The sequence below is a fragment of the Bacteroides salyersiae WAL 10018 = DSM 18765 = JCM 12988 genome (assembly GCF_000381365.1).
In the GTDB taxonomy this organism is placed as follows: Bacteria; Bacteroidota; Bacteroidia; order Bacteroidales; family Bacteroidaceae; genus Bacteroides; species Bacteroides salyersiae.
In genome coordinates, this window is sequence record NZ_KB905466.1 from 292,707 (window position 1) to 316,276 (window position 23,570).

Sequence of the window (23,570 nt, forward strand, 5' to 3'; positions counted from 1 at the left end):
AGTTAAGTAGTAGTAAGTAGTTAAGTAGTAAAGTAGTAAGTAGTTAAGTAGTAAGTAGGAATGACTTGCGTGATGTGTTTCTCTTAATGACATACTATTGGACATGAATTATTCAGACTAAAATCAAAAGTACAAGTGTTTCGGTCAAAAACAGCACATTTATAAAAAGCGAAAAGCCCTATTTTTGCCAATATTAAATTCTGAATATGAAAGACCGGATGATCATGAAAAAGATTTGCCTTATCAGTTTACTTTTTATTCTATATGGCTGTGCCCACACCAATCCCCATCGCCAATCAACCCTGTCCGATGCCTTGTATGGTTTCGAAAATATACAAGATTCAGCCCGCACGAAGGTATGGTGGTTTCATGGAGAAACAGAAACTACCCGGGAAGGAATTACTGCCGACCTAAAAGCCTTTCGAAAAGCGGGTGTCGGTGGGGTCGTCTTCTATGATCAGGTACACTTAAAAAAGCCTGTGGCATTGGATGCCTTTTCCGATGAATGGTGGGCGATGCTCTATTATGCAGCCCGGGAAGCTGAAAGATTGGGGTTAACTTTTGAAACGCATATCTCCAACGGCTTCGTAGCAGGAGGTCCATGGATCACAAAAGAGTTAGGCATGCAGATGCTGACAGCATCCGATACACTGATTCAAGGCGGAAAAAACTTTTCGGGCAATCTCCCTCTTCCCGCAAATGCAAACGATTATTATCGTGATGTAGCCGTATTGGCATTCCCGGTTTCACGCGAGCAATGGTTAACCAGCGATGACATCAAGCCAACAGTAACATCAAACCTGACCGAGCTTCCGGCAGCCGACCTCTTTTCCTCCAATGCCCCAGCAGTAGAGATACCGGCTCAACCCTCCGGAAAATCCGTTTTCGTAAACCTCGATTTCCATAAAGATTTTACAGCCCGTAGCATCACCTACCAAGTACACCCCAGAGGAAAAGCAACCACAAGCGCCACTAATGTCCCCGCCCCTCCGGGAGATACGTTCGTAGGAACCGGTTACCGGGTATTACCGGATTTGGGTAGTCTGGAGGTGTCGGATGACGGTATTCATTATACCACGGTATGTGCACTGAAACCCATCTACAGAGCCCACTCCCAGTGGAAACAAAAAACAATCGCATTTCCTCCCGCTACCGGACGATATTTTCGTCTGAACTTACACGATTGGTACATGGAAGACGACCGACGCCCCGGTATGCAATTAGGAAATGTCACCTTGTCTCCACAAGCAAAAGCCGACCAATGGGAAGAAAAGAACGGACTTTTTTCCGAATATATCGAAAAGGACAACACTCCGGCTTATAAAACCGATGAAACGATACGCCCGGACCGGATAACGGACCTCAGCCACTTGTTGAAACCGGACGGATCCATCTCTTGGGATGTACCCGCAGGTGACTGGGTAATCATGCGGTTTGTGCATGTTCCTACAGGAAGTAAAACGAAACACGGGCGTCCTAATCTGATGGGACTGGAATGTGACAAAATGTCCTCTTTGGCGGCCACCGTACAGTGGAACAACTATTTCAAGGTCATATCAGATTCATTGGCCAAACATCATTTGCCGCTACATGGCATGGCTATGGATAGCCATGAAGCCGGCTCGCAAAATTGGACTCCGGGATTTGACAAAGAATTCCATAAAAGACGGGGATATGATCTAAAACATCTTCTACCAGCCATGATGGGGCACATAATCGGCACATCCGAAGAGACCAATGGAATATTATATGATGTCCGTCGCACCATAGCCGATCTGATTGCAGACAATTATTACGGGACACTAAATAAGCTCTGCCAAGAATCCGGTGTCAATTTTACAGCACAGGCCACCGGAAATGCACTTTGCATCGTAGCCGACCCTATCCAGGCAAAAGGAAAAGTAGACATTCCTCAAGGAGAATTCTGGGCCATACATCCGGATGGTAATTATGACATCAAGGAATCCTCCTCCGCAGCACATCTCTATGGTAAAAAAACAGCTTCTGCAGAAGCCTTCACGGATGCAAAGTTCAGCCACTCACTCGCCTATCTTAAAACATTGGCAGACTACGCTTATTGTTACGGCATCAATGAATTCGTCGTGTGTGCATCAGCTTATCAACCCTGGCTGGATAAAATTCCCGGAAACACAGGAGGAGGCCGTCACTATTGTCTGAACAGAAACAATACCTTTTGGGATTTCAGCAAACCTTTCTGGGATTATCAGGCACGTTGCGCCTATATCATGAGACAGGGGATGCCATTGATAGACCTCTGTGTCTATCTGGGAGAAAATGCCCCTGTGAAAATTCTCACACACCGTTTGCCCGATATCCCCGGTGGCTTCGACTTTGATGCTTTCACTTCGGACGCCCTGTTTACGAGAATGTCGGCAAAAAACGGACAAATCGCATTACCGGATGGTATGAGTTACCGAATGATGATCCTTCCCGGAAATGGAGAAATCACTTTAGAAGCATTAAAGAAAATTGCGGATTTAGTCAATCAAGGAATATCGGTATATGGCACAAAAGCCAGATATTCAGAAACATTTGCAGACATCGGCAAGAAAAAAGAATACGAAGCGTTGGCCCATAAACTATGGGGAAAAGAAACACCTTCGTCCGGATATCGGCATTATGGTAAGGGAACTGTATACTGGGGAATGCCTTTGGAAGAAGCCGTCTATCAAGCAGGTCTACAACCCGACATTAAAATGGAGCATGCTTCTATCAAACAGGAAAAAGTGTGGTTTGCACATCGCCAACTAAAAGATGCGGACGTCTATTTCTTAAACAATCACAAAGATACGGCAGTCGACGATATATTCACCTTCCGTTCATCAGGCAAAATTGCCGAATTATGGAATCCCATGTCCGGCCAAAGATATACCCTGCCCACAAGTAGCGACAGACAAGGACATATCTCTGTTCGTTTGAAAATGGCCGCCTGGGAGTCCTATTTTCTGACACTATCAGATACCGGTTCCGGAAACCTTCCCCTTCTTCATTGGGACCGGCAGGAAACCGTAACTCCGGTTAGCGACGATTGGAGTATATACTTCGACCCGGCTATGGGCGGACCGGGAGAAGTAAAATTCGATTCACTATCAGATTGGGCTTTGCACCCCGATCCATCAATAAAATATTATTCCGGTACAGCCCTCTACCGGAAAACACTGAATCTGCAAAAAACAGAAAAAGATGAAAAAACATTATTGCGTTTTTCGGAATTGGGATCAGTAGCCCGAGTTATCATAAACGGACAAGATATGGGTATCGTATGGTGTTCTCCCTGGGAAATAGATGTCACAAATGCTATCCATGACGGAGAAAATGAATTGGAAATCCATGTGGCCAATTCATTAATGAACAGAATGATTCTCGATTCTCAACTACCGGTTGAAAAACGCATTACCTATTCATATCCGGAGATAGCTTCTCCGAAAGACGCGCTAATACCGTCGGGCATCATCAAAGGAGTAGATATTATTTACAAAAAATGAATTGAATAGAAAATAGTCTTAATTTCACTTTTTATTCTTATTTTTGTGATTCTTAAAAACAAAATAGGTATATGAGTGAAAAGATTATTAAGTGGGGCTTCATCGGTTGCGGTGAAGTGACAAAGAAAAAAAGCGGCCCGGCATTTCAGAAGGTAGAGGGTTCGGAAGTCGTGGCCGTGATGAGCCGTGACGGTGCCAAGGCAAAAGCCTATGCAAAAGAGAGAGGTATCAAAAAATGGTATGACGATGCCCAAGAGCTTATCGACGATCCGGAAGTAAATGCTATCTACATCGCCACTCCTCCCTCATCACATGCTACCTATGCCATCATGGCCATGAAGGCTGGAAAACCGGCTTATATAGAAAAGCCGATGGCCGTTACCTACGAAGAGTGTACGCGTATCAACCGCATCTCGCGTGAAACCGGAGTACCTTGTTTTGTGGCATACTACCGCCGTTATCTCCCTTATTTTATCAAGGTAAAAGAATTGGTAGAAGAGGGTGCCATAGGTAACGTGATCAATGTACAGATTCGTTTCGCCCAGCCTCCCCGTGATCTGGATTATAACCGGGATAACTTGCCTTGGCGGGTTCAGGCGGATATTGCCGGAGGTGGATATTTCTATGACCTTGCCCCACACCAGATAGATTTGTTGCAGGAAATGTTCGGCTGTATCCTTGAAGCCAGTGGATATAAAAGCAATCGTGGCGGACTTTATCCGGCAGAAGATACATTGAGCGCTTGTTTCCAGTTCGATAACGGCCTTGTAGGTAGTGGCTCCTGGTGCTTTGTAGCACACGATTCCGCCAAGGAAGACCGCATCGAAATCATTGGTGACAAAGGCATGATCTGTTTTTCCGTATTCTCATTCGATCCCATCGCTTTGCATACCGAACGCGGACGCGAAGAATTCTACATTGAAAACCCGGAACATGTGCAACAACCGCTCATCCAAGCCGTAGTAGATCACTTATTAGGAAAATCAATCTGTACCTGCGACGGTGAAAGCGCTACGCTGACAAACTGGGTGATGGACAAGATATTGGGAAAGATATAAAAATTAATGATAAATACATTAGTGATAAGTGATAAGTGTCATGCCGGTATATCGTGCAATCTACTTATCACTAATTACTAATTCGCTAATCACCAATTCATTATTTCCCCTTTTTCCTCCTTTCTCAAAAAAAGTTCCATTCACATGTCACGTTTTCCCTACCTCTCCGTCTTATAGATGTAAATGGAACTCAAACAATTTAAAATAGACGTGCTACCCCTCCGCGATAAGTTATTAAACTATGCGCGGAAATTGACAGAAGATCCCTCCGATGCAGAAGATGCAGTGCAGGAAATCATGCTGAAGCTATGGAACATGCGGCAAAAGTTAGATGAATACCAAAGTATCGAAGCTTTGGCTATGACAATGACACATCATCTTTGTATGGATATCTGGCGAGCCAAACGACCGGATTCTCTTTCGCTGGAACAGGTACAAGCCCCCAGCCAGTCAGCCACACCGGAACGGCTACTCGAAGAGAAAGATGAATTCCGGCTGATGAGAGAAATCATCGACTCGCTGCCTACCCTGCAACGTACCATCATACAGATGAAAGACGTGCAAGAGTACGAAACAGAAGAAATAGCCGAGATCACCGGATGCAGTGCCGAAGCCATCCGCAGCAATCTGTCAAGAGCACGGAAAAAAGTGAGAGACATTTACTTGCAAACCATTCAAGAAGAAAAAAGGAGAAGAAAGGTATGAATATAGAAGAGTTGTTAAACAAATATTTTGACGGTGACACCACTTGTGAAGAAGAACGGGAATTACGCCGCTTTTTCACTCAGGAGACCGTTCCGGAGCATCTGAAAGAGTACAGCCCATTGTTTGCCTTCCTTGATAAAGAAAACAAACAGGCAAAAGAGGCCTGTACCGATCATTCCTCTCTGACAGTCTCCTCACGAAAAACAGTTTTTCGCCGTCGACTGATATACTGCATGAGCGGAATAGCTGCCGGATTACTGCTTCTATTGGGCATTGCCGGCATTCATCGCCACTTCAACGCAATGCCGGATAGCTATGTCATCATCGACGGCAAATGCTACACCGACGAGAATCTGGTACGTGAACAGGCGATGACTGCCTTCCGGAATGTGAGTCTCGATGAAGACGAACTGCTGAACAGCCTTTTCGACGGAGAATAAAAGAACCTAAAAAATAAAGTAACCAACACATAGAAAGTATGAACACAGTTATTCGCACAATATTCATCATCCTGCTGCTCTCTGCCGCCACCGCAGAAATAAGGGCACAAGAGGGATTACACAGTGCTTCCATATTTCAGAAATATGGTAAACAGAAGGGCGTGACAATGGTGGAACTGTCTAAAGACATGCTGGACTCTTATCGCATAAGCCTATACAAAAGTTTAGTATTCAAAGATGTAACGGAAGAACTGCCCTACATCCTCGACTGTCTGGAAAAAGACAGAAAAGAAGGAACCATGAAGAAATTGCAGGAAATTGTAGAAGACGGCAAACTGCTGACAGCCTATTACCAGTTGCCGCAACTAAAGAAAAACAACCAAACGCTCAACCGGTTCATCCTCTTCAAAGTGGGTAAGAAGAACAGCGCCACCTTTATTTATATCGAAGGCAATCTGAACTCGGACGAACTGGTCGCCCTCCTATTTCAAAGAAAAAATTAAAACTATAAAAACTAAAAAAAAAATGAAACAAATTATCTTAGCATGCCTGATACTTTTCCCGCTAACGGGCGTCATGGCACAAGAAACGACAAGAAGACAAACCATTGTAAACACAAGCGGTGACTCGATTATCATCCGGAAAGGTGACGGTGATGTGAAAATCAAAGTTTACGAAGAAGTAACTACGGACGGAGATGCCAAACAGGAAGAAAAACTATTCGAAGGAGTCTACCTGACACGTATCGATACAGACCGCCCCAGCATATTGGACGCCCTGCCTTTTGCCCCTAAAAAGCGCAATCGCTTTGATCCGCACTCCAGTGGCCTCTATATGGGATTCAGCAGTCTTTCCAATGATTTCTACAGTTTCAGTGCATCCGACAGAGCATCACTGAATGCTTCCAAATCATGGGAAATAGGTGCAAACCTTTTCACCAGCTATCTTCCCCTCACGCACGACCGTCATTGGGGAATGACCTTCGGGTTAGGCTGGGGGTACCGCTCTTTCCGCCTGGACGGTAACCAGGCTTTCCTAAAGACCGACGGTGCTACGCAAATCGTATCCGGCGATGATGAAACCAATTATAGCAAAAGCCGCCTGCGTTACTTTCATTTCCGCATCCCTATCTCCATCGAATGGCAGACCAGAATCAACGGACACCGCCCTATCTTCGTAGCTGCCGGTCCGGAAGTGGAAATACGCCACGGGATAAAGTCTATGGCAAAGGTAAACGGACATAAAGAAACGCTCGGTAAGGGTATGTATGTACATCCCGTCGGCATAAATCTGCTGGCACAAGCCGGATATGGCAATTTAGGCTTTTACTTGCGCTATTCCACATACGGCCTATTTGAAAAAGGAAAAGGGCCGGATGTATATCCATTGTCTTTCGGCGCATGCTGGTATTGGTGATGTTCCATTCTTCATAAATGAAAAAAGAGGATAAAGAGATCATTAAAATCTCTTTATCCTCTTTTTTTATTATACTATCATCCATACAGTATCAACAATAAAAAAGAAAAACTTAGTTGCCAATGATTATCCGAATGATTATCTTTGTCTTAAACTAAAATACTGAAAATAAATGACTAAGGAAGAACTAATGCGGAAAGCAATCGAGCTTTCCAACGAAAACGTAGCCAATGGTGGTGGCCCTTTCGGTGCTGTCATCGCCAAAGACGGAGAAATAATTGCCACCGGTGTGAACCGCGTAACAGCTTCATGCGATCCTACAGCCCATGCCGAAGTTAGTGCCATCCGTGCCGCAGCCGCCAAATTGGGAACATTTAACCTGAGTGGTTATGAAATATATACCTCATGCGAACCCTGTCCGATGTGTTTAGGAGCAATCTATTGGGCCCGTTTGGATAAAATGTATTATGGCAACAATAAAACCGATGCGAAAAACATAGGTTTCGATGACTCCTTTATCTATGACGAACTGGAATTAAAACCGGAAGATAGAAAATTGCCGTCAGAGGTGTTGTTGCACGATGAAGCGATAAAAGCTTTTGAAGCCTGGATGGAAAAAGAAGACAAGATAGAGTATTAAATACGATATGGAACATTAAAACACAAGAATCCCCGGAGTACTGCAAATTCTCCGGGGATTTCTTTCACACATAAAAGTTATTATTGCAATTGAAACTTTCTATTAAAAACGCATACCAACAGTAAACAGTACCTGGCTACGTGTATTAGTCACCTCTGTTTTATTAAGGTAAAGATCATCGAAAGCATAAAAATCTTCTTTATAAGAACTAAACTTATATGCCAAGTCAGCGTAAAACATGTTACCGCGATACCCAATACCTAATGTATAGTTATTAAGAGCCTGGGCATTGGCAAAATCAGTATCAGTACTTATTGAATTTTCAGGTAATTGCTTATAAGCCTCGCCTTTAAAAGCAGTAGTACTATGATTATATCCCAAACGGAAAGCAAACTGAGGAATTACCTTGTATTCAGCACCGACACGGAATGTATGCACACCTTTCAACATATCAGTCTGATTATTTTCAAAAAACATAGCATCTCCCTCAGGATAATTAAACCTCATCGTCGAATAATCTTCATATTCGTACTCCGCACCAATTGCAAAACTATTACCGACCGTATATCCTAAACTAAGATTATAAATCCACGGCGTACGGAGACTGTATTCACGATTCATATCACCAACTAAATTATATGTATCTATATCGGTACGCTTCAATTTACCATCCAAATACATATCGGAAATAAGACGTGCACTTGTTGTCAAAGTAAGTTTATAAAATGTTGGAGAGTGCACAGATGCACCAATACGGAAAGGGGAAGATTCAAACGGACGTACAATAGCTCCCATCTTAAAGTCAAATCCACTACCAGAAATCTTATTCCAGCTTTCCAACAGATATCCGGTCTCTTCTCCATAACTTTCGTCATACGAAGAATACTTGCTATAATCTACATCATAAGCCCCAACAGTCAATCCCAAATAAACACGGTCATTAAAATTAAACGATACATTAAAATCATATGCATCAATTCCTCCTCTCTCTTCGGAACGGAATAAAGAATAAGGAATATCAGTAGTTACCGGCATGTAACGATAAGGATTTTGGGGATCCGATTTATCCTCCTGAATCAAGTATCCCTGCCATCCTAACACAGACATCCATCCAAGATCCGGATCACGGAAAGCTTCCCTACCATCAAGATATTTACTGTCTTTCACACCATTCGTCAAATTAGCCATCTGATAAGTTTGGGTTACGATCCCACCATTAGGATCTGTATTCAACAACCCCTCCATACCCATATTCTTATAAAATGATTTCGATTTATGATAATTAAAACCAAAATTCACATAGCGTAACGGAGTCTGATTACCTATTTTCGATGAAATTACAAAACCTATATTATCGTACGACCAATGATTCTTATCCAACTTAGAATTATAAGTATTATCATACCCTTTATATTTACTTTCTGATCCAAAGGCAGAAAAACTGAAAGATGTCATTGCGTCATTACTGCGATAAATACCGATACCTGCCGGATTTGTGCCCATAGTGGAAATATCCCCACCCAATGCGCTCATCGCACCACCCATACCAACAAAACGGGCAGTTCCATTTAAATCTTTACTCGCTATTTTGGTAGCATCATATATGCTTTGTGCATTAATACCGCTTACAAACAAAGCAGTGGCTACCGTAATCATTATCTTTTTCATAATCCTGAACTTTTACATTAATACCTACATCAGCTTATCTTCTGCTACTACTGCGACTGGAGCTACCGCCACCAGAACGGGAAGAACTTCCACCACTATAAGAAGAACTGGAACGCGAACTACTACTGCTACTGGGAGAGTAACTTCTACTGCTACTGGATGGCGCACTGTAAGAGCGTCTTGAACTCCCATTAGAATAATTACTACGGCTGGATGACTGAGTTGAACTTCCGCGGTTATAGCTTGATGAAGAACGAGTACTACTACTTCTGGAAGAAGAACGACCCGTACTTGGCCGAGAGCTACTGCTATTGTAAGTACTACGGGTACTACTTGGGCGTGTGTAAGTAGAACGACGGGAAGACGACGCTTCTCTTCTATCCGAACTTACTCCCGGCCGGGTACTGGAAGAAGTACGCGTACCTACGACACGACCTGATGACGAAGTACTGGTACGACGGGAAGAACTTACACTGGCACGGTCAGACTGCCCTCCTGTATAGGAACGCCGGGAAGTTCCCGAAGAATACCTGTCTCTACTTCCAAATGAACGTCGACTCGTATAACTGTTATTGGCCCAGTAATGACCGCCGCCACCCCATCCGGGATAATAGCCATGATGGTGTCCCCAATGACCACCCCAATAGCCGCCACCGTACCAACCACCGTACCAACCGCCATACCAGCCACCCCAGTAACCGGGATAGTAACCACCCCATCCATAGTAAGGATGTGACCATCCCCAGCCCCATCCGGGACCATAGGAATTATATCTCCAATCCCACCATAACGGATTGCTGAATGTAGGGAATGCATAGGCATAAAGTCCATCGGTATATACGTTCCAGTCCCATGAATTCATTCCGTATACAACATCCCAATAGAACGGGCTGCTAATGCTAACGGCAAAACGAGGATTACGGAAACGAATGATACGCTCGGCATATTCATAATCATCCTGTGAACCGTTAAACTCACCGTTCACCCATTCTCCGTCCAGATCCGGCTGGTCTTTTTCCTTAATATATAGCGTATCGTTATCCATTTCGAAGTCGTTATCACGTGCATCGTAACGGCGATTATACTCGTCTACATCGCGAGTGTTTCCTTTCCGGTCCTGAATCACAACAGTGGTTCCGGGAGTCGTATAAATATTCGTCGTGGTCTCTCTCCGAACCGGTTCCTTCTTGGCAGGTGCAGGTTCTTCTTCCTTCTCTTTGGAAGGAATGAAATAGAGATCATCATCATAGCTCTGTGCCATCAAACCTATAGGGAGACACAAGGCAATCAACAGTAAAAAAACAATCTTTTTCATATCTCTGTGGTTTATGGGTTATCTTTAATCCTTTCATTCACGTTACAAAGATAAGCAACGTATCCATCCTTTCGGGGAGATTTTCCCCAAAGGATGATAGGGATTTCCCTATTTATAAAAGATTCACGCATGATTTTATATGTAAACAATACCGGATCAGAGGTTACCTATTAAATAAAGTTATCGTCTGTTTAAAATTCACCCGATAATTTTTATGAGGAAATTCCGAACAGAAGTTTCTAAATGTAACTTTCCTTTGTTTTATCCTCATTTAATCGTAATTTTGCAAATAAAAACAACTATGAAGTATTTTGAGTTCACGTTTGATACCAACCCTTGTACGGAAACTGTTAATGACGTATTAGCTGCTGTTTTGGGCGATGCCGGGTTTGAAAGTTTTATAGAACGCGAAGGTGGTCTGTCAGCATATATCCAACAATCTCTCTGCAATGAAGAAGTAATAAAAAATGCTCTTAATGAATTCCCGTTACCGGATACGGAAATCACTTACAACTACGTAGAAGCCGAAGATAAGAACTGGAATGAAGAATGGGAGAAAAACTTCTTCCAACCAATCGTAATCGGTAATCGTTGCGTAATTCACAGCACCTTTCATCACGATGTGCCAAAAGCGGAATATGACATTGTAATCAATCCGCAGATGGCATTCGGTACAGGACACCATGAAACGACCAGTCTTATTATCAGCGAACTGTTGAACAGTGAACTGGAAGGAAAATCTCTTCTTGATATGGGATGCGGTACCTCTATTCTTGCAATCCTGGCACGTATGCGTGGCGCTACTCCCTGCACAGCAATCGATATTGACGAATGGTGCGTGCGTAACTCGATTGAAAATATCGAATTGAACAAAGTGACAGACATAGATGTAGAATTGGGAGATGCCGGCACATTGCAAGGTAAAGGTCCTTTTGATGTAGTTATTGCAAATATCAATCGGAACATCCTACTGAACGACATGAAGCAATATGTGGCTTGCATGCATCCGGGATCAGAACTTTACATGAGCGGTTTTTATGTAGACGACATTCCCGTTATCCGTGAAGAAGCCGAACGCAATGGATTAGACTTCATCCATCATCAGGAAAAGAATCATTGGGCTGCCGTAAAATTCATTCTGAAAGGATGAATGGCTGGGGCAAATGAAAAGCCAAATGAAAAAAATGAAGGAATGAAAGAATGAAAGGCTATGCCAAATGAAAGAATAATTTAAAATGAACAAATGTGTCCATTATCCCATCATTCTTTCATTTGTACACAGCGTGATTAACCGGCACATTAGCATATTATTTCATTATTCCTTGTTTCATTTGGCATAGCCTTTTATTCCTTCATTGTTTCATTTGGTTTTTCATTTGTTTTTACAGCCACATTATCAATCGTCATCTTTTTCAATTCTTCTAATGTCCCGTTGAATACATTCAGATCCACATTCTCTTCAATACCGGGTACGCTGCCTACATCCGTATGTTGCCAAAAATGCCATTTGCCTTCATACTTTACTGAATCCACATAGTAATGGGCTATCCAATAAGGATAAGTATCAAAAATAGAATCACTCAAATAACGTGTTTTAAATTTATAAGAGGTGTACAAAATCGGTTTCACCCCATAATGTGCTTCTATTCGGTCGAGCCAACGTTTTATATTCCCTTGTAGTTCTTCCTTTTTTTTCTTGCCGGTTACTTCCACATCCAGTACCGGAGGAAGATCTCCCGGAGCAAGTTTCACTGTACGAATAAAGAAATCCGCCTGTTTTAAAGGGTCAGTAGCCGGAGAGAAAAAATGATAGGCACCACGAATAAATCCGTGCTTTCCCGCTTCGGAAAAGTTACGGGCAAAAGTATCATCGCCATGATCTCCTCCCTCAGTAGCCTTCATAAAAACAAATTCAATGGGAAAATCAGTCAAACGGCTCTGCGTCAGTTGCCCCCAGTCGATATTTCCCTGATAATGCGATATATCGATACCATGCACATCATAACAGCAAGGTACACAAATTCCATATGCTTTCAACCCATAACAAGGTTTCCAACGATAAGCATAAGGCCTAATAAAGAAATAATAAAATGCCACCGAGAAAAAAGCGACAATGACGGCAACGAGCACATTACGCAGCCATATAGGCATAGTAGTACGAACGGCCTTTTTCGTTGTCTTTCGCGGAGAACGACGGGAAGTAGCAGATTTTTTTTTACGAGGTATAGGTTGACGGGAGTTAGTCATATTAGAAGTTAGAAGTTAGTAGATAGTAGTTAGAAATGAATGGTCAGGAGTCAGAAGTGAATAGTCGGTAAATAGTAGTTAGAATCTAATGGCATAATGCTAACACGCTACATAGATTTTAACTCCTAACTACTGACTCCTGACTCCTAACTTCTATCTACCATCTACTTACTACTTATTTTGCTTGTTCCAACTGCAAAGTCTTAGTAGGCTGATCGCATACTTCAGTCGGACCGAAGTATTGAATAGGACCCGGATATACATAATCCGTAGTCATAGCCCACTGGTCACGCATAGCGGCAAATGTCTTGAACGGAGCACCATCCAGTTTCACAAGAGCTTTCTGGATAACCGGTTTCATTTCTCCATGACGACGTTCCATATTCATCATCATTGTGATAGGCACACCGCCTGCAATCCATTCTTCTGCAGGAGCAGTCGTATTGCGTACAGACGACATATACCCCGTCTTGCCATTAGCAATCAACATAGAAGCAGTATAACCCAATGAGTAGCAATAGTCTGCGTCATAATTTGACGGAGCAGCGCAACGCCCTTCATAACCGAAGAAGTGATGTTGTGCAGCAAACTTACCTACATATTTACCTTCTGCTTTCCAAGTAGCCAGTTTAGTGGCAACCATTTCCGACAACAGTTTTTCCGTTTCAATCAGTGATACCTGTACGTTTCCGTGCGGGTCACGATCCAACGTCAACTGACGGGCCACTCCTTCGGGAAGACTTGCATAGATAGCCGAGTTTTCCGGAGAAAGTTTACGGATGATATAATCACGCTGGTGAGACTTCTTAATCTGAGAGAACTCTTCGGCATTCGTAGCCAGGAAGTCATTCAGTTCGGCAATCAGACGCTTCATAGCCGGAATAAACTCTACCAAGCCTTCGGGAATAAGAACCGTACCGAAGTTATTACCCTGTGCAGCACGATCGGCCACTACCTGAGCAATGTAAGTCACTACGTCGTCCAAGGACATATCTTTAGCCTCAACTTCTTCAGAGATGATACAAACATTAGGCTGAACCTGCAAAGCACATTCCAAAGCGATATGAGAAGCCGAACGCCCCATCAGTTTGATGAAGTGCCAATATTTACGCGCTGAGTTACAGTCACGCTGGATATTTCCGATCACTTCCGAGTAAACTTTACAAGCAGTATCGAATCCGAAAGAAGTCTCGATCATTTCGTTCTTCAAGTCACCGTCGATTGTCTTCGGACAACCGATCACCTGTACACCGGCTTTCTTAGCTGCGTAATATTCAGCCAATACACAAGCGTTTGTGTTAGAGTCATCACCGCCGATGATCACAAGTGCTTTGATACCCAACTCTTTCAGAATTTCAAGACCTTTCTCAAACTGATCTTCTTTTTCCAACTTCGTACGACCGGAACCGATAATATCGAAACCGCCGGTATTACGATATTCGTCGATGATATCCGAAGTCAGTTCCATATAATTATGGTCAACCAGGCCGCCGGGGCCGAGGATGAAACCATACAATTTGCTATCCGGATTCAGCGCTTTGATACCGTCGAACAGGCCGGAGATCACGTTATGTCCGCCCGGAGCTTGTCCACCGGAAAGAATAACACCCACGTTCATGGCAGGCAACTTTACAGCTTCACCGGCCTCGAACTTGATCAATGGCATACCGTACGTATTAGGAAATAATTTCTGAATAGCTTCCTGATCGGCTACAGATTGAGTAGCAGCGCCTTCTACAGCCTTAACAGCTCCTTTCAGCGCTTTCGGAAGTTTGGGCTGATAAGCAGCCCTCGCGATTTGCAATGCACTTTTAGTCATTTTCTTTATTTTTATTTAAAGGTGTTAGTAAGTTCGATTCTAAAAAATCAAAAGCGATGCAAATTTCGTGTTTTTTTCTGAATTATGAAAGAGCATGCGTAAATAATGTTAGCAACTATTTCGGTTATAGAGACTTTACATCGACAAAGATGAAAAACGCAAATGACGATTAAAAAGTTTTATGATCCATTAATATAATTCAGCCGTATGTAACGGAACAATGAAAAGACAATAAAAAGCAACCAATAACATAGGAATACAACACCGGAAGAGAGTACTATTCTCATGAAATTATGAACGTAATCGAATCATAAAAACATCCCCATGTTTCAACCGACAACATCCGGATGTTCTGCATAAGAACATGGGGATGTTGTCAACCAAAACATGGGGATGTTTTACAACTAAGAATATAATCCTGATTAAATAACATATTGGTAACTAAGCATATCAGAGTACAGATACCTTACTATCCAATACTCTATTTGCCTTCGTCTTTTACCTGCCAGCCGCCACCCAGTGCTTTATACACCTGTACAACGGCAATCAGTTCATCGCGAATCGCATTGCTCAAACCGATCTGGGCATCAAAATATCCACGCTGGGCATCAAGCACATCGAGATAGTTAATAACACCATTGATATACTGAAGCTGCGCCAAATCTACATAGCTCTTTGAAGAACGTTCCAGCTTGGCCCTCAAATCATATACCTCCTTTATCTTATTAAAATTGACAATGGCGTTATGCGTCTCTTTAAAAGCAGTAAGGACTGTTTTTTCATAACTGTGTATCTCAGCTTCATAAGCCGCTTTTTTCGCTTTCAATGCAGCGCGATTCTTTCCCCAGCCAAAAATCGGAGTCAATAAAGCACCTTCCATAATACCATAAGGAGATTTCAGGAGATCGGAAAGAACCACACTTTCGGCTCCTGCCCCGCCGGTAAGTGAAATACGGGGAAACATATTTGTATATGCCACCCCTACTTTGGCATTTGCAGCAATCAACTTTTGTTCGGCCTGACGGATATCCGGACGTCGTTCCAGCAAATCGGAGGGTAAACCTATGGGCAATTCGTTCGGGAAGTTGAACTCCTGCAACAAACGGCTGCGGGCTATCTTATTAGGATACTCCCCGGCAAGAAAAGCTATGTCATTTTCCTTAAGGCTGATCTTACGCTCCAGATCGGGCACCAACGTTGCCGTACGGGCAAGTTCCACCTGCGACTGGCGATAAGAGGTTTCGGATGTCAGTCCTCCCTCGAAACGAATACGCGCTAAGCGCATCCCTTCTTCGCGGGCTTTCAAAGTCTGGCGAACGATCTCCAACTCCGTATCGAGAGCTACAAGTTCATAGTAGGCTTGGGCTACTTCGGATACAATCGTCATGCGAAGTGCACGTTGCGCTTCTACCGATTGCAGATACTCAGCAATACTTGCCGAGCGTGCCCAGCGCAGATTCCCCCATAAATCCAGTTCCCAAGAAAACAGTACTTGGGCTTCAAAAGTATCATTACGTTTAAAAGCATCTCCACCATGATTTTCAAATTCGCGTTCACCGGTCACCGTTCCTTTTATATCGGGAAGCAACGCTGCCGTCGAAATTCTTTTTTGCGCCGCCATCTCTTTCACACGGGCGGCGGCAATCAGAATATCTTTATTATATTCCAAAGATTTTGCTATCAGTCCACGGAGGGTGGAATCTGTATAAATGTTCCACCAATCCATATCCCCAAAGCTCAACGAGTCCTGATGTTGTGCAAGGCTATCGGGCAAATGAAGATCGGGACGGGTGTAGCTCTTCCCTACCTTGCAGGCAGAGAAGGTGACAAGGACAAGAAGGGTTACTAAAGTTATATAGATGTTATTTCGTTTCATAATCATTTACGTTTTAGTTTGGAAGCAAACGGAATTTTCACCCCACCGCTTCTGTGGCGTATCTTAGTAGTCGTTTTATATACCATTACAAAGAAGAACGGTACCAAAATAATGCCCAGGACAATTGCAAATATCATTCCGAAGAATACTCCCGTACCGATGGCCTGGCGACTGGCAGAACCGGGACCGCTTGCCAATACCATCGGAAGCATACCGAGCACAAAGGCAAGAGATGTCATCAGAATGGGGCGGAAGCGCAGACGGGCGGCATTGATAGCGGCCGTAACAATATCTTCTCCGTTGTCGACCTGTACTTTGGCAAATTCTACAATAAGAATAGCATTCTTTGCAGCCAAACCTACCAGCATCACAAGGCCGATCTGGAAATAAACATCATTCTCCAACCCACAGATCCATACCCCTAAATAAGCACCTAATGCAGCAATCGGCAAAGAGAGCAATACGGCAACCGGCAAAGTCCAGCTCTCGTATTGTGCTGCCAAAAAGAGGAAGACAAAAAGAAAAACCAATGCCAACACGAGACCGGTCTGCCCTCCGGCTTGTTTCTCCTGATAGGAAAGACCGCTCCATTCCAGACCGATATTATCCGGCAAATGATCACGGGCTATCTGTTCCATAATCTCCATGGCTTGTCCCGAACTGTATCCGTGGGCAGCCTCACCACGGATAACGGCCGTTGTAAACATATTAAAACGTTTAATGCTACCGGGACCTGTGGTGTACGAAGCATTACCCAAAGAGGTCAAAGGAACCATCACTCCATTGGAAGCTTTCACAAAAAACAGATTGATATTGTCCTTATGTTCACGATAGGGAGCTTCTGCCTGAATATACACCTTATATATACGGTTAAACATGTTAAAATCATTCACATAAACAGAACCGGTATAGGCTTTCATCGTAGAAAAGACATCAGCCAAAGGCACACCTAACATTTTCACTTTATCACGGTCCACATCGAAATATAACTGAGGGATTTCCGCCTGTAAGGAAGAAGAGAGCCCGGCCAGTTCTTTATGCTTGGAAGCATAGTACATCAACGTATCGGCAGCCTGCACCAAATTATCGAATGTGGCTTCGCCGCGAGCCTCAAGCTGCATTTCAAAACCTCCGGAACTTCCCAAGCCGGGAATAACCGGTGGAGTGGAAAGATAGACCTTGCATTCGGGATACTCCTCCAAGTGTTTCTGCACTTCCGACATGATTTTGTTTATGCTGGTTTCCTTACGTTCTTCCCACGGTTTCAGAATAACGGTCAACTCACTACGCGCCTGATTACTCCCGACACGAGGACTGCTTCCGGTTACATTCTGCACATAAGCGATGTATGGATTCTTACCAAGAAAAGAGATGGCACGCTCCGTCACTTGGCGTGTACGCTCCAAAGTAGCCCCTTCGGGCAATTCGAGCTCTATTTTGAAATATCCCTGATCTTCTACCGGAAGGAAACTGGTGGGAATAATGCGGTGCAACAACAAAATACCGATCAATACTACGCCGAAGGCACTCAACACGCGTCGCGGATTACGAATAACCCGGGTAATGATACTCACGTATTTATTATTACCGACGTTCAGCCAATGATTAATTTTACGGAACACGATATTCTTCTTCTTTCCGTTATCCGGTTTCAGAATCAGAGAACACATGACAGGGCTGAGCGTAAGTGCAACCACAGTAGAGATTAATACCGACACGGCAATCGTTATGGTAAACTGCCGGTAAAGTTGTCCGGTAATTCCACTTAAGAAGCTAACAGGAACGAATACTGCGCAAAGCACCAGCGAAGTGGCAATCAATGCACTGGTCAGCCCCTCCATTGCTTTCTTAGTGGCTTCGTAAGCACTCAACTTTTCGGTTTCCATGATATGCTCCACACTCTCTACCACCACAATCGCATCATCCACCACAATACCGATGGCAAGGATCAACCCTAACAGAGTAAGGATATTCAGTGAAAAGCCGAATATCAACATAAAACCGAAGGTACCGATCAATGAAATAGGTACAGCCACAATCGGTATCAATGTGGCACGCCAACTCTGTAAAGAGAGAAAAACAACCAACACGACCAGGACAAGTGCCTCAAACAGTGTTTTATATACCTCATGGATAGACTCGGAAATATAGGTAGTCATATCAAACGGTATTTCGTAATTCAATCCTTCCGGAAAGTTCCTACTGATCTCTTCCATGGCCTCCTTTACATTGTCGGCCACTTCAATGGCATTGGCACCGGGCAACATATAAATACCGAGTACTGCGGCATTCTCTCCATTGATACCACTTTCCGTATTATAGGAAGAAGCCTCGAGCGATACACGCGCCACATCCCTCAGACGGATAATGGAACCGTTCGAATTGGCACGTACTACGATATCTTCAAACTGACTGACAGTGGAAAGACGACCTTGCGTAGTAATAGGGATGGTGATATCCAACCCCTTTACAGGTTGTTGACCGAGTACACCGGCAGCCGACTCACGGTTCTGGTCTTTCAATGCGTTCTGCAAATCCTGTACGGTAAGACCGAAATTTGCCAGTTTATCGGGCTGCGCCCATATCTGCATGGCATAATACCGGCTACCTATATTCGACACACGCCCCACACCGGGAATACGGCGAAGCACATCGAGCACATTGATAGTAGCAAAGTTACTCAGATAGATTTCATCGAATTTCGGATCGGAAGAAGTCAGACAAAGCGTCATCAACTGACTGGGTGCCTGCTTCTCCACTGATATACCATTCTGAATTACTTCGGCGGGAAGACGGGATTCGGCAAGTTTCACCCGATTTTGAATCTCAACAGCCGCTAAATCCGCATCGGCAGACACGTCAAAAGTAACTGTTGCAGAAAATCCTCCGGAATTGGAACTGTTGGATTCCATATAAAGCATACCCGGAGTACCGTTTATCTCCTGTTCGATAGGAGTCGCCACAGCCTGCGAAACCGTCAGTGCACTGGCTCCGGGATAAGAAGCACTGATCTTAACAACGGGAGGCGTAATCTGCGGATATTGGTCCACCGGAAGCATGGTCAGACCGATAATTCCGATGATAACAATAACAATAGACAATACCGCAGAAAAAACCGGCCTATCTATAAAAAAACTTACTTTCATTACTTAATCCTTTTTAGCATTATCCACACTGTCAACCGTACCGGAATCCATCGCACCGGCTTCTACCACCCGGACTTTCATACCCGGATTCAATTTGTGGAATCCTTCAACAACAATCATCTCTCCCTGTACAAGTCCCCGTTCTACAACTACTTTATTGCCAAATTCGGGTCCCAATTCAATGAAACGCCTTTCGACAGTAGAATCTCTGCGCATCACATAAATGTAAGCTCCTCCTTTTTCAATCGTTACTGCTTTCAACGGCACCACAACGGCTCCCTCACGAACATCGAGCAGCAGTTTCACTTTGGTAAACTGTCCGGGTAATAATACCTGCTTCGGATTGGGCATTTCAGCACGAACAGAGAATGTACCCGTTTGGGGGTCTACCTGCGGTTCGGCAAAATCCACATAACCTTTATAAGGATAGACCGTATTGTCGGCCAATGTAATCGAAATGTTCGGCTGCCAGGAACGGCTGGAATCCTGTTGGCCGATATTGATGTTACGTTCTTTACTTTTCAGATAATCCAAAGCCGTCATATTGAAATCCACCAATACCGTATCACTCTTGACAATCGTAGCCAGCAAAGATTTCCCACCGGGACCGACTAAAGTTCCCAAATCGACATTTCTTTCGCTGATATGCCCCGAGAGTGGAGAACGGACCAGCGTATACCCCAATTCCAACTCTGCCTGTGCCAGATCGGCTTCACTCATGGCAACCGTAGCGACAGCGCTTTCGTAAGCCGCTTCGGCATTATCAAGATCCAATTGACTGGCGGCATTCTGTGCATACAGAGGTTTGATACGTTCAAAATCACGTTGTGCTTTCAATGCTTGTGCCTCGTCTTTCTTCAACTGAGCCCGGGCTTTATCTGCTTTAGCCCGATATTGCTCCTGGTTAATGACAAAAAGTACCTGATTCTTATTTACGTAAGTACCTTCGGCAAAAAGCATCTGTTCCAGATACCCTTCTACCCGGGCACGTACCTCTACAAACTGTTGGGCACGGATACGGCCTACATACTCACCATAAATTTCTACATCGTCTTTTGCAGCCGCTTCTACCATGACCGTAGGAATTTCCGGTTCAGCCTTACGCGGCCGGGTCAGTACCCAATAAATGCCTAACAGCAGAATGATGCAAACAACAGCAGCAATGGTTCTCTTTCGCTTTAACTTCAATTCTTTTTTTGAGAAAAATAATCTCATAATCGGATGAATTATTTAATTTAACTTATGTTTGTTCTTAGTTTTGTAGCATACAAATTGTATACCAAAGTAATTAATATTGTATTTTTCATTATAAATCAGTTCATTATATCCCAAACAGTATATTCACAGAATTGTAGATTTTCTTTTCTAATTGTGGAATTTATCTACAAATCCGACTTTCGGACCAAAAAACGAGATAAATATCTTCTACTACTAAACAAATTATCGCATACATTTGTACTTTATAATAATAGATATAACAAATATCCTTAATGAAAAAACATTTATCTCTGACATTGGTTCTCCTGACTTGTCTTTTTTTTACCTTGCCCTCTTCCGCACAGCAGCGCAAAAAGGTAGGCGTGGTTCTCAGTGGTGGCGGTGCAAAAGGAGTTGCACATATCGGAGCACTCAAAGTTATCGAAGAAGCCGGTATTCCCATCGATTATATCGTAGGCACCAGTATGGGATCTATTATCGGAGGATTATACGCTATCGGCTATACCCCCCAGCAACTGGACAGCATGGTGAAAAAGCAGGACTGGACTTTCCTGCTCAGCGACCGTATCAAACGAAGCCAGCAAACGATGTCCGAAAGAGAAAAATCAGAAACCTTCGTGCTATCGCTCCCTCTCACCGGAAAACGTTTCAAGGAACAAGCTTCGGGAGGAGTTATCAAAGGACAGAATCTTGCCAATCTATTCTCTGACCTGACCTTAGGATATCACGATTCAATCGATTTCAATAAATTACCGATTCCTTTTGCCTGTGTTTCGGAAAACGTAGTAAGTGGAAAAGAAATCGTATTTCATGACGGCGTGCTTTCCACTGCCATGCGCGCCAGCATGGCTATTCCCGGTGTATTCACTCCGGTACGAATTGACGGCATGGTATTGGTAGACGGAGGTATGAAGAATAATTATCCGGTAAATGTGGCCAAAGCCATGGGAGCGGAAATCATCATCGGGGTAGATGTTCAAAATAAATTGCGAACGGAAGAAGAATTGAATACGGCACCTGATATTCTGCTACAAATCATAGATCTGACCACACAGGAAAATTACGCAAGAAACGTTGCCGCATCAGACGTCCACATTAAAGTAAATGTAAAAGGATACTCTTCAGCCAGCTTCACCCCGAACGCACTCGATACACTGACGAACCGTGGAGAAGAAGCCGCACTTGAGAAATGGGACGACTTGTTAAAACTGAAGAAGAAAATCGGCATCCCGGAAGATTATAAACCGGAAGCTCACGGGCCGTACACTTCTCTCTCTTCTTCCCGGAAGTTTTTTGTAAAAGAGATTAATTTCTCCGGCATTGAAGATGCCGACAAAAAGTGGATGATACGGAAATGCAAGTTGAAAGAGGATAGTGAGATCAGTGTGGCGCAACTGGAAAAAGCCCTTTCGGTACTGAGAGGAAGCCAAGCCTATTCCAACGTCAGTTATAAACTGACCAATATGCCGGAAGGCTACAAACTCGACTTTCTATTGGAAGAGAAATATGAAAGAAATATAAATTTAGGAATTCGCTTCGACTCCGAGGAAACAGCCTCTGTGTTACTGAATGCCACATCAAACCTGAAAACCCGTATTCCCTCTAAGATATCCGTCACCGGACGTTTAGGAAAACGATATGCCGCCCGTGTAGACTATACTCTGGAACCAATGCAGATGAGAAACTTTAATCTCGGTTATCTCTTCGAATACAATGATATCAATATCTACAATCATGGTGACCGGGCATACAATACCACTTATAAATATCATTCGGGCGAATTCAGTTTCTCCGATGTCTGGTACAAAAATCTGCGCTTTGCTATCGGAGCACGCTTCGAATACTTTAAGTATAAAGATTTCCTGTACAACAGTTCGGAATATAATCTGAAAATTCAACCGGAACATTTTTTCAGCTATTTTGCACAAGTACATTACAATACGTTCAACAAAGGATATTTCCCGAATAAAGGAGCCGATTTTAAAGCCGGCTATGTGCTCTATACCGACAACTTAGCAAAATATAAAGGACATGCCCCATTCTCCGCACTCAGTATTTCATGGTCGGAAGCCTTTCAACTTACCAACCGAATCGCACTGCTCCCCTCTGTATACGGCAGGGTACTCATCGGTAGAGATATTCCCTACCCGTACACCAATGCATTAGGAGGTGACTATTTCGGACGTTTCATCTCCCAACAAATGCCATTTGCAGGAATAGACAACATCGAAATCATGAAAAACTCCGTCGTGGTAGGTGCATTGAAACTTCGTCAACGCTTATGGAGCAAACATTACATAAGCCTCACCGGAAACGTAGCGCTGAACAACAATAATTTCTTTGATATTCTGGAAGACAAATGCATCTATGGTTTCAGTTTAGGATACGGAATCGATAGCATGTTCGGCCCCTTGGAAGCTTCATTAGGATACTCCAACCAATGCAAAAAAGTAGGATTCTACGTAAATTTAGGATTCTATTTCTAACGGGAGGAGGAAGTCACACCTACAAGATGT

General features: G+C 43.6%; 16 protein-coding genes. 9 read left to right on the forward strand and 7 right to left on the reverse strand.

Features of this window, described 5'->3' with window-relative positions; all coding sequences use genetic code 11:
• The first annotated feature begins 206 nt into the window (after positions 1–206).
• From HMPREF1532_RS01175 to HMPREF1532_RS01205, 7 genes are all read left to right on the forward strand, one after another.
• The gene (locus HMPREF1532_RS01175) at positions 207–3,506 is read left to right on the forward strand and encodes a glycosyl hydrolase (protein ID WP_005923697.1); all 3,300 of its coding nucleotides are present in this window, start codon (positions 207–209) and stop codon (positions 3,504–3,506) included.
• Positions 3,507–3,577: 71 nt separating this feature from the next.
• The gene (locus HMPREF1532_RS01180; RefSeq protein ID WP_005923699.1) at positions 3,578–4,564 is read left to right on the forward strand and encodes a Gfo/Idh/MocA family protein; all 987 of its coding nucleotides are present in this window, start codon (positions 3,578–3,580) and stop codon (positions 4,562–4,564) included.
• Between the two features lie 183 nt (positions 4,565–4,747).
• Positions 4,748–5,269, forward strand: a complete 522-nt coding sequence (locus HMPREF1532_RS01185) for an RNA polymerase sigma factor (protein WP_005923701.1) — start codon at positions 4,748–4,750, stop codon at positions 5,267–5,269.
• Positions 5,266–5,709, forward strand: a complete 444-nt coding sequence (locus HMPREF1532_RS01190; protein WP_005923703.1) for a hypothetical protein — start codon at positions 5,266–5,268, stop codon at positions 5,707–5,709. The genes HMPREF1532_RS01185 and HMPREF1532_RS01190 overlap by 4 nt, the downstream gene beginning before the upstream one ends.
• Before the next feature lie 38 nt (positions 5,710–5,747).
• Positions 5,748–6,212 (forward strand): DUF6108 family protein, encoded by a 465-nt coding sequence (locus tag HMPREF1532_RS01195; protein WP_005923705.1) that lies wholly within the window; start codon positions 5,748–5,750, stop codon positions 6,210–6,212.
• Between the two features lie 22 nt (positions 6,213–6,234).
• Positions 6,235–7,125: a hypothetical protein gene (locus HMPREF1532_RS01200; RefSeq protein WP_005923708.1), complete on the forward strand. Its 891-nt coding sequence runs from the start codon at positions 6,235–6,237 to the stop codon at positions 7,123–7,125.
• A 172-nt stretch (positions 7,126–7,297) separates the two neighbouring features.
• Complete coding sequence (locus HMPREF1532_RS01205; RefSeq protein ID WP_005923711.1) at positions 7,298–7,765, forward strand: nucleoside deaminase; 468 nt, start codon at positions 7,298–7,300, stop codon at positions 7,763–7,765.
• Positions 7,766–7,867: 102 nt separating this feature from the next.
• Here HMPREF1532_RS01205 and HMPREF1532_RS01210 read toward each other — a convergent pair whose 3' ends face one another.
• Together HMPREF1532_RS01210 and HMPREF1532_RS01215 are read right to left on the reverse strand one after the other, a co-directional pair.
• Positions 7,868–9,433 (reverse strand): OmpP1/FadL family transporter, encoded by a 1,566-nt coding sequence (locus tag HMPREF1532_RS01210; RefSeq protein WP_005923714.1) that lies wholly within the window; start codon positions 9,431–9,433, stop codon positions 7,868–7,870.
• A 34-nt stretch (positions 9,434–9,467) separates the two neighbouring features.
• Positions 9,468–10,748 carry a hypothetical protein gene (locus tag HMPREF1532_RS01215; protein ID WP_005923717.1) on the reverse strand — a complete coding sequence of 427 codons (1,281 nt, stop codon included), beginning with the start codon at positions 10,746–10,748 and terminating at the stop codon, positions 9,468–9,470.
• A 301-nt stretch (positions 10,749–11,049) separates the two neighbouring features.
• Between HMPREF1532_RS01215 and prmA the strand changes: the two genes are divergently transcribed.
• Entirely contained in the window at positions 11,050–11,898 is an 849-nt protein-coding gene (gene prmA, locus HMPREF1532_RS01220) for a 50S ribosomal protein L11 methyltransferase (protein ID WP_005923719.1), read from the forward strand.
• Between the two features lie 194 nt (positions 11,899–12,092).
• Here the strand turns inward: prmA and HMPREF1532_RS01225 are convergent, their stop codons facing one another.
• From HMPREF1532_RS01225 to HMPREF1532_RS01245, 5 genes are all read right to left on the reverse strand, one after another.
• Positions 12,093–12,995: a glycoside hydrolase family 25 protein gene (locus HMPREF1532_RS01225; RefSeq protein WP_005923722.1), complete on the reverse strand. Its 903-nt coding sequence runs from the start codon at positions 12,993–12,995 to the stop codon at positions 12,093–12,095.
• Between the two features lie 175 nt (positions 12,996–13,170).
• On the reverse strand, positions 13,171–14,814 hold the full coding sequence (locus HMPREF1532_RS01230) for a diphosphate--fructose-6-phosphate 1-phosphotransferase (RefSeq protein ID WP_005923725.1): 1,644 nt from the start codon (positions 14,812–14,814) through the stop codon (positions 13,171–13,173).
• A gap of 481 nt (positions 14,815–15,295) precedes the next feature.
• Positions 15,296–16,690, reverse strand: a complete 1,395-nt coding sequence (locus HMPREF1532_RS01235) for an efflux transporter outer membrane subunit (RefSeq protein ID WP_005923731.1) — start codon at positions 16,688–16,690, stop codon at positions 15,296–15,298.
• 2 nt (positions 16,691–16,692) lie between these two features.
• Positions 16,693–19,836 (reverse strand): efflux RND transporter permease subunit, encoded by a 3,144-nt coding sequence (locus tag HMPREF1532_RS01240; RefSeq protein WP_005923734.1) that lies wholly within the window; start codon positions 19,834–19,836, stop codon positions 16,693–16,695.
• Positions 19,837–19,839: 3 nt separating this feature from the next.
• Positions 19,840–21,051 carry an efflux RND transporter periplasmic adaptor subunit gene (locus HMPREF1532_RS01245; protein ID WP_005923737.1) on the reverse strand — a complete coding sequence of 404 codons (1,212 nt, stop codon included), beginning with the start codon at positions 21,049–21,051 and terminating at the stop codon, positions 19,840–19,842.
• A 275-nt stretch (positions 21,052–21,326) separates the two neighbouring features.
• Here HMPREF1532_RS01245 and HMPREF1532_RS01250 point away from each other — a divergent pair, with 275 nt between their 5' ends.
• Positions 21,327–23,540 carry a patatin-like phospholipase family protein gene (locus HMPREF1532_RS01250; RefSeq protein WP_005923741.1) on the forward strand — a complete coding sequence of 738 codons (2,214 nt, stop codon included), beginning with the start codon at positions 21,327–21,329 and terminating at the stop codon, positions 23,538–23,540.
• Positions 23,541–23,570: the final 30 nt, after the last annotated feature.